The 17,689-nt window shown below is 55.8% G+C and carries 15 protein-coding genes and 1 pseudogene; 6 read left to right on the forward strand and 10 right to left on the reverse strand.

Annotated features, from left to right (window positions below):
• Positions 1–14: 14 nt before the first annotated feature.
• Positions 15–188: a hypothetical protein gene (locus HH216_RS16520; RefSeq protein WP_169551804.1), complete on the reverse strand. Its 174-nt coding sequence runs from the start codon at positions 186–188 to the stop codon at positions 15–17.
• A 96-nt stretch (positions 189–284) separates the two neighbouring features.
• The gene (locus HH216_RS16525) at positions 285–3,029 is read right to left on the reverse strand and encodes a TonB-dependent receptor domain-containing protein (protein ID WP_169551805.1); all 2,745 of its coding nucleotides are present in this window, start codon (positions 3,027–3,029) and stop codon (positions 285–287) included.
• A gap of 379 nt (positions 3,030–3,408) precedes the next feature.
• On the opposite strand from HH216_RS16525, the gene HH216_RS16530 reads away from it, so the two are divergent.
• Complete coding sequence (locus HH216_RS16530; protein ID WP_254448468.1) at positions 3,409–4,368, forward strand: sterol desaturase family protein; 960 nt, start codon at positions 3,409–3,411, stop codon at positions 4,366–4,368.
• A 124-nt stretch (positions 4,369–4,492) separates the two neighbouring features.
• Here HH216_RS16530 and HH216_RS16535 read toward each other — a convergent pair whose 3' ends face one another.
• The 3 genes from HH216_RS16535 to HH216_RS16545 form a co-directional block, all read right to left on the reverse strand.
• Complete coding sequence (locus HH216_RS16535; RefSeq protein WP_169551806.1) at positions 4,493–4,876, reverse strand: DUF779 domain-containing protein; 384 nt, start codon at positions 4,874–4,876, stop codon at positions 4,493–4,495.
• A 19-nt stretch (positions 4,877–4,895) separates the two neighbouring features.
• Complete coding sequence (locus tag HH216_RS16540) at positions 4,896–5,207, reverse strand: EthD family reductase (protein ID WP_169551807.1); 312 nt, start codon at positions 5,205–5,207, stop codon at positions 4,896–4,898.
• A 91-nt stretch (positions 5,208–5,298) separates the two neighbouring features.
• Positions 5,299–6,813, reverse strand: a complete 1,515-nt coding sequence (locus HH216_RS16545) for an aldehyde dehydrogenase family protein (protein WP_169551808.1) — start codon at positions 6,811–6,813, stop codon at positions 5,299–5,301.
• 254 nt (positions 6,814–7,067) lie between these two features.
• Between HH216_RS16545 and HH216_RS16550 the strand changes: the two genes are divergently transcribed.
• On the forward strand, positions 7,068–8,000 hold the full coding sequence (locus HH216_RS16550; protein WP_169551809.1) for an AraC family transcriptional regulator: 933 nt from the start codon (positions 7,068–7,070) through the stop codon (positions 7,998–8,000).
• Positions 8,001–8,047: 47 nt separating this feature from the next.
• Here HH216_RS16550 and HH216_RS16555 read toward each other — a convergent pair whose 3' ends face one another.
• Positions 8,048–8,506, reverse strand: coding sequence for an RrF2 family transcriptional regulator (locus HH216_RS16555; protein WP_169551810.1), 459 nt, complete (start codon positions 8,504–8,506; stop codon positions 8,048–8,050).
• 179 nt (positions 8,507–8,685) lie between these two features.
• Here HH216_RS16555 and HH216_RS16560 point away from each other — a divergent pair, with 179 nt between their 5' ends.
• From HH216_RS16560 to HH216_RS16570, 3 genes and pseudogenes are all read left to right on the forward strand, one after another.
• Positions 8,686–9,276 (forward strand): redoxin domain-containing protein, encoded by a 591-nt coding sequence (locus HH216_RS16560; protein ID WP_169551811.1) that lies wholly within the window; start codon positions 8,686–8,688, stop codon positions 9,274–9,276.
• A 2-nt stretch (positions 9,277–9,278) separates the two neighbouring features.
• A complete protein-coding gene (locus HH216_RS16565) occupies positions 9,279–9,548 on the forward strand; it encodes an ACT domain-containing protein (RefSeq protein WP_169551812.1) in 270 nt (89 codons plus the stop codon).
• Positions 9,549–9,584: 36 nt separating this feature from the next.
• A pseudogene (locus HH216_RS16570) lies at positions 9,585–12,151 on the forward strand (TonB-dependent receptor).
• Positions 12,152–12,363: 212 nt separating this feature from the next.
• Here HH216_RS16570 and HH216_RS16575 read toward each other — a convergent pair.
• The 3 genes from HH216_RS16575 to HH216_RS16585 all read right to left on the reverse strand — a co-directional run bounded on the left by HH216_RS16575 (position 12,364) and on the right by HH216_RS16585 (position 15,830).
• Positions 12,364–13,566, reverse strand: coding sequence for a hypothetical protein (locus tag HH216_RS16575; RefSeq protein ID WP_169551813.1), 1,203 nt, complete (start codon positions 13,564–13,566; stop codon positions 12,364–12,366).
• Between the two features lie 195 nt (positions 13,567–13,761).
• Positions 13,762–14,592 (reverse strand): type 1 glutamine amidotransferase, encoded by an 831-nt coding sequence (locus HH216_RS16580; RefSeq protein ID WP_169551814.1) that lies wholly within the window; start codon positions 14,590–14,592, stop codon positions 13,762–13,764.
• Between the two features lie 137 nt (positions 14,593–14,729).
• Positions 14,730–15,830 carry a carboxylate-amine ligase gene (locus tag HH216_RS16585; protein ID WP_169551815.1) on the reverse strand — a complete coding sequence of 367 codons (1,101 nt, stop codon included), beginning with the start codon at positions 15,828–15,830 and terminating at the stop codon, positions 14,730–14,732.
• 308 nt (positions 15,831–16,138) lie between these two features.
• Between HH216_RS16585 and HH216_RS16590 the strand changes: the two genes are divergently transcribed.
• Complete coding sequence (locus HH216_RS16590) at positions 16,139–16,717, forward strand: N-acetylmuramidase family protein (RefSeq protein ID WP_169551816.1); 579 nt, start codon at positions 16,139–16,141, stop codon at positions 16,715–16,717.
• A gap of 74 nt (positions 16,718–16,791) precedes the next feature.
• Here the strand turns inward: HH216_RS16590 and HH216_RS16595 are convergent, their stop codons facing one another.
• Entirely contained in the window at positions 16,792–17,448 is a 657-nt protein-coding gene (locus HH216_RS16595) for a class I SAM-dependent methyltransferase (RefSeq protein WP_169551817.1), read from the reverse strand.
• Positions 17,449–17,689 lie beyond the last annotated feature (241 nt).

The raw sequence follows: 17,689 nt of genomic DNA on the forward strand, positions 1-17,689 counted from the left end.
TGACGGCTACATGACTAGTCGGCAGGGCGGTCAGTTGCCGTATGCTGACGGGCGTGAGACAGGTTGCACAGTAGTTTATTGACGAGTGGTAACCCTGTTTTGACAAAGAACAACAGGCCCGTCACAATCAGAATCAGTAACGAGAAAAAGACAGAACGAGCGATTCGGCGTCGGGCTTTCTTCGGCATGGCCGTTACAAACAGATAGCTGCTGGTACGTGAGACTATAACGTATAAAGATGGCCCAAACCTACTGGTTTGGGCCATCTTATAGGGTTGCATTCATTACTTACCGCTACGGGGAGCACGAGGAGCGCCCCCGCCGTTTCCGCCCTGTGGAGCACCTCCCTGCTGACCACCGCCCTGTTCGCCTTCGCCTTCTTTCTGGTCGCTGTCGTCGCCATTACCCCGCCGACGGCGTCGGTTACCGCCATCGACGCTCATCTTCCCAAGGCGGTGGCTAAACGTCAGCCGGACACCCGCGTTGTAGAAATTGTTGCTGGAATTCTGCGTCAGAATGGGCGACGATAGTTCGGTGCGCTGGGTGAACGGGTGGTTAAAGATGTTTTCTGCCGCCAGCCCTATGCTGCTTTTCTTATCGTTGAATTCCTTCCGGGCACCGATGCTGTAGAAATACATACCGCCCTGGTAGCCCTGCAACTGCACCTGCCGACCCCGGCCACCGGCGAAGATCTGGAACGCAAACCCGTTGGGCAGCGACAGGCTGGCGTTGGCACGGCCACCCAATACCCAGCCGGAGTTCGTCGCGTTGTAGATCGGGCTGGCGCTGTTGTTGGTCAGGCTGACGTGGTAAAAATCGACCCCGCCACCGATTTGTAGTTTCGAGAAGAGCGTTCCGTTGAGGAACAGGTTCAGCCCGTAGGCGTCCTGATAGCCGATGTTCTGGTAAGTGGTTTTGATGGCCTGCTGAAACACCGGGTTCACGACGTCTCCGAAGGTTTGGCCCGTTACGGCCGTTACTTCACGTACCGCCGTGATTTCACCGGTTGTCCGGCGGGCAAACAGTGTCGCGTTTACGTACAGACCTTTGATGTTGGTGCTTGTTCCGAACTCGATGTTGTCGGTGAATTCGGGCGACAGATACGGGTTACCCTGCGTGATGTTAGTCGGGTTCGACGTGTTGAGGTTGGGGTTCAGGAACTGAATACCCGGCCGCTGAATCCGTCGGTTATACGCCAGTTTGATGATCTTGCCACCTTTCAGCGCCTTCGAGATGTTGATGCTGGGCACCAGCGTACCGTAGTTTGGAATGGAATCCGCCGTGTTGCTGGCTTCCCGGCTGAAGCGGGCGTTGACAAAGGTGTACTCATAGCGCATACCCGCCTTGATCGTGTACTTCGTTTTGCTGGTATACGTGTACGACAGATACGAAGCGGCAATGTTTTGCGTGTAAATCAGCGTATTGTCGGGGCGGGTGCCATCGACCTGATAACCGCCGTCGGCACCGGTCGCGATAAAATACTGGTACTGACTGTTGACGTCCCGGAACACGCCCTTCGCCCCAATTTCAAACAACTGGTTGTCTTTGATCGGTGTTTGGTAATCAACTTGCAGGTTCGATTCCTGGTTGTAGCTCAGGTTGTCGTTGCGCTGCCGCGACGTAATCGTCTGGAAGTCAGTATTGCTCAAGATATCGGCTACGAAGTTGTTCGTCCGGTTGTTGCGGCTAAACAGCGCCAGCACACTGAGTTCTTTCTGCGGCTTGTAGGTCTTGGTGTACGTGATGTTGGCGTCGACCGTCCCCGACAGATCTTTCGTCTCTACGTTACGATCACTGCGCGTGGGGAAATAGCCATTGGGCTGGTAGGTTTCGGTCAGCAGGTTGTACTGATTCTGAATGCCGTTGCGGGCACCGTAGCGCAGGCTGGCCGTGATCGACGATGTTTTGTCGATGTCCCAGTCCCAGCCCAGCTGGTAGTTGCCAAACAGCCGTTGGCTAAGCGTGTTGGCCGATTGCAGGGTCCGGGTTGGGTCCGAGAAGGTATTGGTGGCCAGATTGTAGTTGCGTGTCGTCTGATCGTTCAGGAAAGAGCCCCGTACGTTGTATTCGGCCCGGCCGAAGCCGCCAATCGAAAAGCCCATCTTGCCGGTGCGCAGGTTACCGTTCAGGCTCAGGTTGGTCCCCCGGTTACCCACACCACCGTCGATGTTCAGCGTCGTACCCTGCAAGTTGTTTTTCTTCAGCACGATGTTGATGATACCGCCTGATCCTTCGGCGTCGTACTTGGCCGATGGGCTGGTAATCACCTCAACTGTTTTGATCTGATCGGCCGGAATCTGCTTCAGCGCGTCGGCTACGCTACTGGCCACGATCGTGCTGGGCTTGTTGTTGATGAGCACCCGGATGTTGCTGCTACCCCGCAGCGTCACGTTGCCGTCCATATCGACCGACAGCATCGGTACTTTGCGGAGAATGTCGCTGGCATCGCCCCCTTTGGCAGTGATGTCGCGGTCGGCATTGTAGATCAGCCGGTCGACTTTCTCCTCGATCTGTGCGGCCTGCCCCACCACGTTTACTTCGGCCAGCGTTCGGGTGTCGGGGGATAGTTTCAGACTACCCAGATCTGCCGTACCGCCCCGGTCTACGGTGAACGGGGCCGTAAAGCGGTCACGGTAACCGATAAACGACAGTTGCAGCCGGTAACGACCGGGGGCTAGCTTGGTAATGGTGAATCGCCCCTTATCATCGGTCGTCGTACCGTCGATAGGCTTGGTCGATGGGGGGCTGAGCAGCGCGACGGTCGCAAACTCAACGGGTTTGTTGCTGACCGAATCGATCAGGACACCCGTGACTTTGGCATTGCCGCGCGGAGCTGCTTCCTGCGTCGGACCGGCAGGGGCGGGGCGACCCGCTGGCAACGAATCGGAGGGTGCCCCGCCTGGATTGGCCCCGCCCGGACGGGTCCCGGCGGGCCGCCCGGCGGGGTTGCTACCCGGATACTGAGCCAGTGTGGCGGTGGCGCAGAGGGTTGAGCTAACGATGAGTAAGGTAAATAATGGGTTTTTCATACCGGGTAGCGTTGTCGAGTCAAAGCTGAAACGTATTTAATAAGGTGGAAAACTGATCTGTCCGAATGCCCATTTTTGTACGCCGAACCCGCCTAATGCTAAGCCGGGCATAAGCGGCCGGATGAAACAAATCAGGGTGCGACAACGTACTAGAAGTAAGGTCATTGCATAGAACCGGCCGACTAGGGCACTGGTTTAAGCAGTACTCATTAAAACGTTTTAATCCAGACCGGACACATACTCTTATTAAAGCTATTGACTGTCAATTAGTTAAAACAAATGTGTCGGATAGGTTAGGTTCCTGACCTATATTTGTTGAGGGAGCGGTTGTGCGGTAGCCTGTGATTGATGCGTTCCCCTTTATTACTCAATTAGTTGTATGGATTTTATCAAGAATCTTTTGCCCGAAGGAACGATCTTTGGCGCTCCGGAAATCTCGAACGAACAGATCGTTGAACTCAGCAAAACGGCCCCCAACCTCATTGTTTGGGCAGTACCCGTGATGCTTTTGCTGACGGGTCTGGAGATGTGGTTCTCGCACCACAACGACCACGATCATTATAGTAAAGACGAAACCATCGGCTCAACACTGGTGGGGCTGGGCAGTCTGGTTGTATCGGCCGCGCTCAAGTTCGGCCTGATTTACCTGACGGTTCTGGTCTATAACCTGGTGCCCTGGCGGATGGAACTCAACTGGTGGACGCTTATTCCGTGCTACATCATCTACGACCTGGCCAGCTATTGGGCGCACCGCGTGTCGCACGAGTCGCGGCTGTTCTGGGCTACGCACGTCGTGCACCACTCGGCCGAGCACTACAACCTAACGGTGTCGTACCGCTTGAGCTGGATTCAGCACATCAAAGTCATTTTCTTTATGCCGGTGATGCTGTTCGGCTTCCACCCGGTCATCTTCTTCGTGACGAACCAACTGGCCACGCTGTTCCAGTTTTTGCAGCATACCGAGTACATCCGGCGCTTGCACCCGGTACTCGAATACATCTTCGCGACGCCCTCGAACCACCGCGTTCACCACGGCTCGCAGGAGAAATACATCGACAAAAACTTCGGTGCTACGTTCATCTTCTGGGACCGTATTTTCAACACTTATACGCCGGAAGAAGAGCAGGTTATCTACGGTATCACGACCAATATCGACAAGAAGGCTAATCCGCTGCACATCAACTTTCACGAACTGAACGACATCGTCAGCGACGTTCGGCAGTCGAAGAACCTGAAGGAAGCCTGGATGTACACCTTCGGTAGCCCGATCACGGTATACAACCTGAAGATCAAAGCCGCCCACGAAGCGCAGCAGCGCGAACTGGAAGTGTATAGTTAGTCGATTTCACTGAAAACGCAGAAGGCCCAATCAGACGATTGGGCCTTCTGCGTTTTCAGTGAAATCGACGTTTAAGGTCTAAAGTCTAATGTTTAAGGTTATGTGCGTCAGCCAACTTTAAACCTTAAACCCCCCGCTCCACTGGCGGCAGGCTGGCGTATTCGGCTTCGGTGAATAGCCGGGAGCGAATCATAAACCGGACCCCCATCGGGATTTCCAGCGAAAAACTGGCTCCCCGGCCCGGCGTCACGTCGATGGTCAGGTGCGTGTGTTTCCAGTACTCAAACTGATCGTCCGACATCCAGAAGTCGCAGCCGTCGATCTGCCCCAGCCGCACGTCCGACGGGCCGATACGGAAGTCGCCCTCGGCAAAGCACATCGGCGACGAGCCATCGCAACATCCCCCACTCTGGTGAAACATCAGCGGTCCGTTGCGCTGGCGCAGCGTGTCGATCACAGCCGAAGCTGCGGGCGTAATGTCAATACGGGAAGTCGTTTGCGTGGTCATTGGCGGAAACTGCGGCTAATCAGATCGACCGGCAGACCTGCGTGAGCGGCTGCTGATCGGTGAAGTTGGGAATGTCGCCCAGCAGTTCGGGGCCGTGTACGCCCATCCCCGCCGATAGCTCATCGGTTGTGTTGAAAATCAAACCCGTAATCATGGCGTAAGTCGGCAGATCACCGGGTCCACCACCCGACAGCCCCTCCTGTAGATCGACGCCCACCAGCCCGTGATGGGTTAGCCGCTCCTTCACAAGTGGAATGTGCGTATCGAGATAGTAATCCATATCAAACGTACTATCAGCAGTCTTGGGGTAAAGTACAGTCAGGCGAACCATAAGTAAAGAGCGAAAGAATGAATGAGTGAAAGAGCGAAAGGTTGGCTCAAGAGCATTCGCTCTTTCATTCTTTCGCTCTTTCACTCTTTAATCAAAAGAATCCTAATTTGTTTTTGCTGTAGGAGATCAGCATGTTTTTGGTCTGGCGGTAGTGGTTGAGCATCATCAGGTGGTTTTCCCGCCCGAAGCCCGACTTCTTGTAGCCACCAAACGGCGCGTGGGCCGGGTAGTCGTGGTAGCAGTTGACCCACACGCGACCCGCCTGAATCTGCCGGGGGATGGTGTACAGCTCATGCGCATCCCGCGACCAGAAGCCCGCACCCAGCCCGTAGAGCGTGTCGTTGGCAATGGCTACGGCTTCGTCGGCGTCTTTAAACGTCGTTACCGACAGCACCGGTCCGAAAATCTCTTCCTGGAAAATGCGCATCTTGTTGTTGCCCCGGAAAATCGTTGGCTTGATGTAGTAGCCGCCTTCGACGGATCGGCCCGCTTCACCACCCGTCAGCACTTCGGCCCCTTCCTGCTTGCCAATGTCGATGTACGACAGGATCTTCTCGTACTGATCGTTGCTGGCCTGCGCACCCATCATCGTGTCGGGGTCGAGCGGGTGGCCGAGTTTGATGGCTTCCGTGCGCTGAATAACCCGCTCCATGAACTTGTCATAAATATCTTCGTGGACGAGTAGCCGGGAAGGGCAGGTGCAGATTTCGCCCTGATTGAGCGCAAACATCACGGCTCCTTCCACGCACTTATCAAAAAACTCGTCGTCGGCATCGGCGACCGATTTCATGAAGATGTTCGGCGATTTACCGCCCAGCTCCATCGTCACCGGAATCAGGTTGTCCGACGCGTACTGCATGATGAGTCGACCCGTCGTGGTTTCGCCCGTGAAGGCTACTTTGTTGATGCGCTTGTGCTGCGCCAGCGGCTTGCCCGCTTCCACGCCGAAACCCTGCACGATGTTGACGACCCCCGGCGGCACAATGCCTTCCAGCAGTTCAAACAGCACGGCCAGCGAGGTAGGCGTTTGCTCGGCGGGTTTGATGACCACGCAGCAGCCAGCCGCCAGGGCGGGTGCCAGCTTCCAGGTCGCCATAAGCAGCGGAAAATTCCACGGAATAATCTGCCCGACAACGCCGATGGGCTCCTTGATAATCAGCGACAGCGTCGTTTCGTTAAGCTCGGTGGCGGTGCCTTCCTCCGCCCGGATTACCCCGGCGAAGTACCGGAAATGGTCGACGCAGAGGGGCAGGTCGGCCGCCATCGTCTCGCGTAGCGCCTTGCCGTTTTCGACCGTTTCGACGCGGGCCAGAAACTCCAGATTCTTCTCGATCACGTCGGCAATTTTGAGCAGAATGTTGCTCCGCTCCGTTGCTGAGGTTTTTGACCAGGTGGCAAACGCCTTATGTGCCGCATCAACGGCCATGTCGATATCGGCAGCTTTGGAGCGCGGCATTTTGGCGATCAGACTACCATCGACCGGCGACTCGTTGTCGAAGTATTCACCATCGAGGGGCGGTACCCATTTACCCCCGATATAATTGTCGTAGTGCGATTTGAACTTGGGCCGGTTGACGTGTGTCTCAACTAGTTCGAGCGTTTCCATGCGATTAAGAAAAGGGGTTATTCGTTAAATCAGCACAAATTTTGCTTGAATTGTACCAGTTTCGGTTGAGCGATTGTATCGTTTGATTATACGATTCTATCAAAGAATAGCGGGCGTAAGGAACCAGCCAGGCTCATAAAGATTATACCCGACATTTATTTTGTACTATTTGTGGCTTGATAATCAGTGAGAAACGGTTAGATTAGAGTCCCGGTTTACCTTTTACGCGTGTACGTTGCTGACCTAATCTGTTTATGAATCGTATACAGTCGTCCCCGTTCGACATCAACCGGCATCTCCATTCCCGGCGGCTGGAGCAGGAAGTCGAAAATCGTACGGCCTACACCATCGATGCGGCTGAGCTGAACATCTACGAGACGCAGCACATCGCCGAAAAAGTCGAGTTGACGTTTGCCAGTCCGGTACTGGCGAGTATGATTCGGGGCAAGAAAGTGATGCACCTGCCCAACACCCCCGCCTTCGATCTGCTGCCCGGTGAGTCGGTCATCGTGCCGAGTCAGGAAATGATGCGGATCGATTTTCCGGAAGCGCAGACCCAGAACCCGACGCAGTGCCTGGCCCTCGCCATCGACGCCGACAAGGTGAAACAGGTAACGGATCTGCTCAACGACCGGGCTCCGCTGGTCGATAATGCGCAGGGCTGGCAGTTTGGGCAAACCAATTTTTTCCTGACCAACGACGAACCGATCCATCAGCTTATCGCCCGGCTGGTGTACATATTCACGGAAAACAACAAAGCCAAAGACGTCTTCGCCAATCTGGTCTTGCAGGAACTGGTCGTGCGGCTGATGCAGACGCAGGCCCGCGCCCTGCTGCTGACGGAGGGCGCTGCGGTGGCGAGCGTGAACCGGCTGGCCCACGTCGCCCAATACATCAACCAGCACCTGAGCCGGAGCCTGCACATTCGCGAGCTGGCCGACGAAGCCTGCATGAGCGAGCCCAACTTTTACCGCACCTTCAAGCAAACCTTCGGCCTGACGCCCGTCGACTACATCAATCAGCAGCGTATCGATCTGGCGTCGAAGCTACTCCGCACAACCAACCGCTGCCTGGCCGACATTAGCCTGAACTGTGGTTTCAACAACCTGACTTATTTTATGAAGCTGTTCCGGCGCGAGAAAGGTATATCGCCCGCCCAGTTTCGCAAACAGGGCAGCACGCTGTAGCGAACTGCCAACAGCCGTTACTGCTACAGGTAATCCGACGAATAAAATCAGGCGGGGGCTGTTTCGCTATCCGTCAACGCGGAGGTAAGCGGTGTCAGGGTCGTCAGTGCTTTCAATGAAATGGTTTCGTAAACCGCCAGGTTGGCATCCCGCACCTGTATCATCACCGATCGGATACGGCAGGTTTCTTCGTCGGTACAATCATCGCAGCGCACGTAAAAATTTTTGGAGACACAGGGTGTCGGGGCAATCGGGCCGTCGATAATCCGTAATACCTGCGCCAGATTAACCCGCTCCGGCTCGACCCGCAGCATGTAGCCTCCGCCTTTTCCTTTCTGGCTGTGCAATAATCCGTGGTTGCGCATATCGAGTAAAATGGCCTCCAGGAAGCGTTGCGGAATCTGTGCCTGCTTCGCCAACTCACTGATCATCAGTGGTCCTTTGCCGTATTCTTCGGTCAGTCTGATTAGCGCCTTCATGGCGTATTTCGCTCGTTTTGAGATCATCGTTCACAGAAAAATTATAGTCCATTGTTTGGAAGCGTGGGCAATCTAGCACTTTATTTGCAAACCCTACCACTTCAATAGATTAAAAGTACTACTAATCTATCTAGTACCGGGAGTACTGGGATTTATCAAAACAGGCAGTAAACGACAACCGATAGAGCATTAAAACGACTTGGAATATGACACTGGAATTAGTCAATGAGCTGGGCGATATTCAGGTACGGGTGGTAAAAGACCGCCAGCCAGTTGAACGCGTACAACCCCTGCACACGGGCGACAGCGCCCCCCTGATTTCTATTGCCAACACCGCCGGGTACTGGGCCACGGCCAACCCCCAGACCGCCGGGCAGGCGCACCTGCTGACGCTGCGCCAGCTGGTAAAGCAGCGGCCGGTGGTGGTGGGGTTCTACTGCCCATGCTGGGGCCGCTACGCCGACCCGTTTCTGGCTACGCTGATCCAGCTGGCCGATCAGGTCGAGCGGGCGGGCGGACAACTGCTCGTGTTTGCCAATGAACACCCCCGGTACCTGCCCCCGGTGGCCCTGCAAGCCCCGATGACGGTTGTGTACGACGCCGATAAAGCCGTGGCCCAGCAGTTTGGCGTGTACGCCGAAACCGACCCGATCTGGGACCGTATTTCGGGGATTTCGGAGGAGGTTTACATCCCGGCGCTCTATGTGATCGACGCCAGCCAGCAAATCCGCTATCATTTTCTGGACGAGAATTTCGAGGGCTTTACCGACCATACCGGACTTTGCAACGCGCTCTAGCTATGGTACCTACCGCACTTGTTTCCCCCCACGGGCATACCGTTTTCACCGTAGTTGGCTTCGACCGGGTGCAGTTCGTCAGTGATGTGCTGGCGGCTGTAGGGGCGGAGCAGACCCGTATTGCGCAGGCATCATTCGAAGCGGATGGTGTGCGCTCGACGGGGCAGTTTACCGTGCAGGTAACCGACTGTCGGCAGCTGGCGCAGATCGACCAGCGGTTGCAGCTTGCCAGGGGGGTGATACAGGTCACGCAGCGGGCGGCCACTACATAGCATTCACTACGCATAAATTTACCAATACAACCTGTTATGAATCAATTCTTTACGACGGTCGTCCTGGCCGCTCTACTGGTCGTGCCGCACTGGCTGACCGCCCAGAATGCCCCTGTTATCAATGCCACCGTGACGGGAACGGTGATCGATGCCCGCACGAGTAATCACCTGATCGGCGCTACCGTAACCATCAAAGGAACAACGAACGGCGGATCAACAAACCAGAACGGCCAGTTTACCCTCATTACGGGGCAAAAGCTACCATTCACCATCATCGTTTCCTACATCGGCTACCAGACCCAGGAAACGGTGCTGAGTCAGGACGGTGCCGAGATCAAACTGGAAGAAACGGCTAGTCAGCTCGCCGACGTGACGATCACCTCCCGGCGTCGGCAGGAATCGTCGCAGAACGTACCCATCCCGATTTCGGTGTTGCGCGGCCCACTGGTCGACGATGCCGGGGCGTTCAACGTCAACCGGGTCAAGGAACTGGTGCCTTCGGTGCAGCTGTATTCGTCGAACCCGCGCAACACGACGCTCAACATCCGGGGCCTCGGCTCGACCTTCGGGCTGACCAACGACGGTATCGATCCGGGGGTTGGGTTCTACGTAGACGGGGTGTACTACGCCCGTCCGGCCGTGACTGCGCTCGACTTTGTGGACATCGACCAGATCGAAGTACTACGCGGACCGCAGGGTACCCTGTTCGGCAAAAACACCACCGCCGGGGCCTTCAACATCACTACGCGGGGGGCCAGCTTTACGCCGGGCGCTACCTTCGAGGTTAGCTACGGCAACTACAACTACGTGCAGGCGAAAGCGTCTATCACGGGGCCGTTGGGTCGTAAATTTGCCGCCCGGGCGTCGTTTTCCGGTACGCAGCGCAACGGAACGCTGACCAACATCCGGACGAATCAGCTGGTCAATTCACTCAATAACCTCGGCTTTCGGGGGCAGCTGCTGTACACGCCCTCTGATAAGGTACGCCTGACGCTGACCGGCGACGTTACCGACCAGAAACCCGTTGGCTACGCCGTGGTGTATGCCGGTGCTGTGACAACCAAACGGGCCGCTTACCGTCAGTTCAACAACATCATCGCCGATCTGGGCTATACCGTGCCGTCGCAAAACCCGTTCGACCGGATCATCGATCAGGATACGCCCTCGAAGGCCAACAACCAGCTGGGTGGTGTATCGCTCAACGCCGACATCAAACTCGGGCCGGGCACGCTGACCAGCACGACGGCCTGGCGGTACTGGAAGTGGGATCCGCTCAATGACCGTGATTACATCGGGCTGCCGGTCTTCACCGTTTCGGCGGGCAACTCCAAACACGACCAGTACTCGCAGGAAATCCGGTACGCCGGTACCTTCTCTGAACGGGTGAGTGGGGTAGCCGGGCTCTACTATCTCTACCAGGATCTACAGTCGGACCCGGTGCAGACCGAAGAAGCGGGCGCTGCGCAGTGGCGGTTTGCGCAAAGTACCACGAGTGCCCTCTGGAAAACGCCGGGCCTATTCGACGGCTTCGGTATCCGCACCACCAACCGGCTGCGCAGTACCTCGGCCGCTGTGTTCGGTCAGATCGACTGGGCGCTCAGCGACAAGCTGCACGTGTTGCCCGGTCTGCGCTACAATTACGACAAGAAGGTGGCTAACTACAACCGGGTAACGTACGGCGGGCTGCAAACCACCGACCCGGCCCTGCTGGCGCTCAAAAACCTGGTTTACACCAATCAGGCGTTCGATACCAACGTCGACGAAACCAACTTCTCCGGTCAGCTGACACTTCAGTACAAAGCCAGCAACCGACTGAACACGTTCGCTACCTATTCGGTGAGTTACAAGCCGGTGGGTATCAACATCGGGGGCCTGCCCACCGCCAACGGCCGCGTACTGACCGAGCTGGCGCGGGTAAAGCCGGAAGCGGTGCGGCATTACGAAGTGGGCATTAAAACCCGACCTACCCCCAATACGACCCTGAACGTGGTGTTCCATAACAGCGATATCCGCGATTACCAGACGCAGGTGCAGACACCTGAACCGGGCGTAAACCGGGGGTACCTGGCCAATGCCGAGAAGGTGCGGGTGCGGGGTGTTGAAGTCGACGGAAATGTTCGGTTCGGCAGTCGGCTGTCGTTGTACGGGTCGGTGGCGTACACCGATGGGAAGTACATCACGTTTACCAATGCGCCGGTGCCGCTCGAAGAAACGGGTGGTGAGCAGGCGTTCAAGGATATCTCGGGGGGGCGTTGCCCGGTATCTCCAAATGGGCCGGTTCGCTGGGTGGCGAACTTAGCGGAGCCGGTAAGTTTCTGGCGCAGGACGGCCGGTACTTCTTCGCTGCCGATGGGTACTACCGCTCGTCGTTCTCGTCGAGCCCGTCGCCCTCGCAGTATCTCAACATCGACGGGTATGCCCTGGCCAATGCCCGCGTCGGGTTCCGGGCATCCAACGGTACGTCGATCTTTATCTGGAGCCGCAACCTGCTGAATCAGAACTATTTTGAGCAGCTACTGCCCGCACCCGGCAACTCGGGTCAGTACGGAGCGGTGCTGGGCGACCCACGCACCTACGGCGTAACGCTGCGGTATGCGTTCTAACCCCGTACCTGTACGACTACAGCCACGGTCAACGCCTTGATTTGCATTCTGCTGATGCCAGCTGTTCCGGACAATTTGTAAAATTCAGGTGAGCGGGCCGATTGCGCCGACGGAGTCTCTTTCCAAAGGGTATTCCGTCGGCGTTTTTGTTTGGCTCTGTTCAGCATCAGTGGCTACCGGTGAGTAGAGAAACCCGTGGGCGGGTTTAGCTGTTACTGCTCGAAAAAGCAGACCGTGCCGCCCACCCAGTCGAAGTCTTTGTTGAACCGGACGCCGATCATTTCGCCCCGGCTCAGGCGGCTCAGGTTGGTCAAGAGGGTGGGGCGGGGGTCGGTTTTGGGCCAGATAAACAGCATCCGGATTTCGCACTTGACCTGCCCATCCGGCGACTGAATGACGGGGTCGTATTGCACCTTGCGCTGAAGCAGGTAGCCGTGCCGCTGCGATTCGGGGATCGCGTCGAGGTCGGCGGGGGTTACGTGCAGATTTACCCCGCTGCCTGCAAAAGAGAATAGGGGCTTCAGCACGTAATTGTTCAGGTCGGCGGGGTACTCGGTCAGGTCAGACAGGTAATGGCTGGCCGGGACAAACGGGCTGTCGAGCAAAGGCAGCATGTATTTGCTGATCCGGAAAAACCAGTTTGGGTGCCCAACCCACTCCACATCGACGTCGGCGTCGGTCAGGTGAAATTCGGTGGTTAGGTCCGGGAAGTTTTGCAGATCGTCGAAGATCAGCCGGTTGTAGATGCGTTTGATGGGCACTGTGCGCCCGTCGCGTTCGTAGACGAGCTGCCGCCCCTGCTTCTGAATTTTAGTCAGGCATACCGCCTTAACGCCCAGATACTGCTCCGTCAGGGCGAAGTCGATGCGGGTTTTCTGTTTCTCCGGGTAAATTTCCAGCAGAATGACCTCCTCCGGGTTCAGGTCGCCGACGATCATCTCGCGCAGCCGATCGATGTACTGCTCATTGGTATCGACATTGAACAGGTGCGACAGGTTGTCGGGGATAGGAAAGTGCGCCCGAAACTGACCGGCCAGATACGGCTGAAAGCAATAGAGCGACGGGAAGCCCTGCAATTCGATGAGTTGTGGCGTCAGTTCACCGGCTTCGTCGCGGCAGACGGCAAAATCAACGGCCAGAAATTGCGTGTGATCGTCTCCTTCGTTTGGCACCAGCTGACCAGTGGGAATGGCCTTGTCCGTCAGGGCTTTAAAGTCATCCCGCGTAATCACGTCGACGATGTCGTCGCAGGCCCGGCGCAGCTTGTCGGTTAGCTGTTTAGGGACAAAGACGGGGGTTTCGGCAACGCGGAAATCCAGCTGACCGGGCAGGTCGTGCTCGATAGCGTCGAGAAAAGCCTGGTAGCGTTCGGGCGAAAAAGCCGCATTATACTCGTGACGGACGGACTGAATCATGCGAGAGTGAGAAGAACGAGAAAAGACGCAAGATAAAAGACAGTTTGGTTGCACTGCCTTTATCCTGCGTCTTTCTTCACGACGTAACGTCGGGTAAGCAGGGGCAGATCAGCCCGGCGTTTCAGATGGAATATCGTTAAAAAGAAAGGAGACGACAGTGTTTCTGCTGTCGTCTCCCTTCTTTCGTCTGAACGATCAGACCAGTTGCGGTTTTGTGATTTTCTGTCCCCGAACGGCCCGGCGCAGAAAACCGGGCAGGATGGCCGACTCGGTCAACGCAATCTTGTCGGGGTCTTGCAGGTAGTTTACCATCTCGTCGTACTTACGCTGACCAAACAGTTTGACGATCTGCTTCCGCCGGTCGTCGGTTTGCAGGTGCATCAGCATGCCTTTGTTATCGGCTTCGGGGTGAAACTGCGTCCCGACTACTTCGTCGGAAAAGCGAATCGCCATGATCGCCCGGTCGAGGGGAACGTGCGGGCGAATTTTCTCGCGGCACAGGATCGACGCGCCAAACGTACGGAAGCGCGACTTGTTGGGTTTTGTAATCTGGTAATCGCGGGAGTCGACAGCGTAGAAGGGGTCGGGAAGTCCTTTTAGTATCGGGTCGGTCAGGCCATCGCCTTCCTTGTGCATCGGGAAAATACCGAACGAGGTCGACCGGCGTTTGCTCAGCAGGCCCAGTTCCAGATGCCGAACAACGAGTTGGAACGAATGGCAGATCAGAAAAACAAACTTCTTCTGCTTGTTCCGGTCGTTCCAGTCGAACAGGTTGTCAATCAGTTGAAAAAAGCGCGGCTCCCAGGCGTCGTCGGATTCCAGCGGGCTACCCGGTCCACCCGACGAGATATACACGTCGTACTCCAGGCCGGGGAGTTCGTCGTTGCCCCGCACGTTGAAAACGTCGTATACCAGATCGACGTTCTCCCGCTCCTGCATGGTTTGGATAATTTGGAGAATACAACGCATACCCTGGTTGGGCTGGTTGTTGTTCATGTCCAACACGGCTATTTTCAACTGACTCATACTAGCTACGATTGTCTTTTGGACGGGAGCCGCAGCCCCCATCTTATACTAACAATTGGACCGCCGACCGGGCGTATGGTTACGCCTTTCGGGCTGAATTTTTGACCTGATTGCAGCCCCGTCTATTCGTTTGTCAACTAGCTCAGCCCGAAAGAAGTTTCGTCAACGATGTAATCGACAACGCGTTTCAGGTCGTTCGTCTGGTTGAAAACCGCGAGCTGCCGGTCAGCACCCGTACCCATTTCAAGGATTTTCAGCGCGTATTCGCATTCCTGCCGGCTACCCAGTTCATCGACCACGTCATCGACAAAATCGAGTAGTTCATGAATAAGCTGATGCGTCGGTACTTCCGCCTGCTTGCCAAAATCGATCAGCTTGCCTTCGATACCGTAGCGGGCCGCCCGCCACTTGTTTTCGCTGATGAGGTTTTTGCGATACAGCCGGAAGTTGAGGTTGCTCGACATCAGCTTGTAAATCTTGGCGACCAGCGCCTGTAGCAGCGCAGCCAGGCAGATCGTTTCATCGACTCGCATCGGCACGTCGCAGATGCGGAACTCGATGGTGTCGAAGAACGGATGGACCCGGATGTCCCAGTAAATTTTCTTGCCGTTGTCGATACAGCCCGTTTTGATGAGCAGGTTGATGTACTCGTCGTATTCGGCCGCGCTGGAAAAATAATCGGGAATACCCGTCCGGGGAAACTTGTCGAATACTTTCGAGCGGTACGATTTAAATCCTGTGTTGCGACCCTGCCAGAAGGGCGAGTTGGTACTCAGGGCGTAGATGTGCGGCAGAAAATACCGCATCGTATTCATGATGTGTACGCCCATATCCCGGCTCTCCATTCCGACGTGAACGTGCATCCCGAAGATCAGGTTTGAGCGGGCCGCATCCTGCATTTCCTCCACGATTTTGTCGTAGCGGGCGTCTGCGGTGATCTGCTGATCCTGCCAGCGCGAGAAGGGGTGCGTACCCGACGATGCAATTTTTAACCCCTGATTAGCAGCCAGTTCGATAATCTGTTTGCGCAGGTGGGTCACTTCCCGCCGGGCTTCCTGAATGTTGTTGCAGACGATGGTACCGACCTCCACGACGGCCTGGTGCATCTCGGCCTTTACCTGTTCGTGGAGCGTAACTTTACCATCTTCAACAATCTGCCCGATGTGCGACCGCAGATCGCGGGTTTCGGGGTCAATGGTCTGAAATTCTTCCTCAATTCCGAGTGTAAAAGCGGGCATAATCGCGTAATGGGGGTCAGTGGTAAGCAGGTTGGTTGAGTAACGTCGTAGTAAGATAGTTGTTTTTGGTACACAACGACCTACCATTGATCGCAACAGCCGAGCTGATGGACGGTGTATTTAGACGGATATACGTATGTGTCACCCGATTTGCCAGATCTGAATAGCAAACAACCGGCACCATATAGATACATAGCAAGCCGGATACTCAACTATGTACCGGTGAATCAGTCAGTAGAGCAGGGTGGGTGTAACCGGTTTATCTTCAGTGAGATAACCTCTTTTTGCACTAATAACGAACTACTGTCATGTCGAAAGGAAAACTGACAATGGCTGATTACGAGCGGGCTGCGGGTCTGCTCAACGTACCCGTACCGACCATTCGCGCCGTTACCGAAGTCGAATCGGGGGGGACGGGCTTCCTCCGGGACGATCGCTGTGTGATTCGCTTCGAGCCGCACGTCTTCTGCCGCCGAACCGGGGGCATCTTTAACACGTTGCACAGCGACTGCTCGTTTCCCATGCGTCGGATGGGGTATCCCACCAGCGTCGATCAGTCGTGGGCGTTGTTCAAGACGGCGGCATCACTCAGCCCGAAGGCGGCTGTGATGGCCACGAGCTGGGGGCTGTTTCAGATTATGGGCTTCCACTACGGCACCTGCGGCTGCGAAACCCTGACTGAGTTTGTGGAAAAGATGGAAGAGTCCGAAGGCGAGCAGTTGGCTCTGTTCTGCGAGTTTATTCTGTCGATGAACCTCGACGACACGCTGCGGGCGCGCAACTGGGCTGGGTTTGCGAAGCTGTACAACGGGGCCACCTACCGCACCAATCAGTACGACCGCAAGCTGAAGCGGGCCTTTGAGCGGTACAGCGAAATTCCCGCGTAAAAAAGCAGGCCGTCTCGCGGCTCCAGACCGCAGTGGTTCGGAGCCGGGAAACAGCCTGCTTTGCGGAACGCCCGTTAGTTTTTCTGCGAGATAGTCAGGTAACTGCCGTACACGTTGAAGAGGGGGAACCGCTCGCCTAGGTGCCGCGTGACTTTACCGCTCCCCGTTACCCGGTTCGAGCTGAAACCTGACTGGCATAGGTGGTCGAGCAGCACCGGAACCGCCATGATATTAACGTGGGACGGATCGGCAAACACGTCGTGCCGACGGATATTGACCAGGTACGAGTGCGGGTTGGGGGTGGTGAGTAGCACCCGGCCACCGGGCGTGAGTACGCGGTGAAATTCGCGCAGCATACCCGGCAATTCGGAAGCGGGAATGTGTTCGACCAGTTCACCCGCCACGATGGTATCGAAGGTATTGTCGTCGAAGGGCAGGGCTGTTGCGGAGTCGGCAATCAGCCGTTCGTATATGCCCGGTGGGACGCGCCGGATACGGTCTTCCAGCAAATCAATGCCGCACAGCCGGAGATGTGACCGTTGCTGTTTGAGAAGCTGCCCGCCCCGCCCGGTATTGCAGCCTACGTCGAGTACATGGATGGCATCGGGAGCGAAGTGACGCATGAATTGTGCATATCGCTCCACGGCGAAGCTATCAGTTTCACTCCATATCTGCTGCTGATTGAACGACAACGTTTCAGCAACGGCGGAAGGAAGTAGTGTGGATTGCATAAATAACAGAATTAGTTAGCCAAAACTAATATCTGTTGCGTCGTGCAAAAATACCTTTAAATAAAGCTGTCCTATGTTAGCTAGACCATACTTTCTGAACGGATACTTTATGGCTCAAAACAGTGCTGTTGGTTAATATGTACAATACGTTTTGTCGAAAATAGATGCTTCGTGTTTCCGATGCGGGTTATCTGTGCCAGTATTATGTATGAATGGGTATGGACTAACGGCGTGTAGAGTA

The organism is Spirosoma rhododendri, from assembly GCF_012849055.1.
Classification (GTDB): Bacteria; Bacteroidota; Bacteroidia; order Cytophagales; family Spirosomataceae; genus Spirosoma; species Spirosoma rhododendri.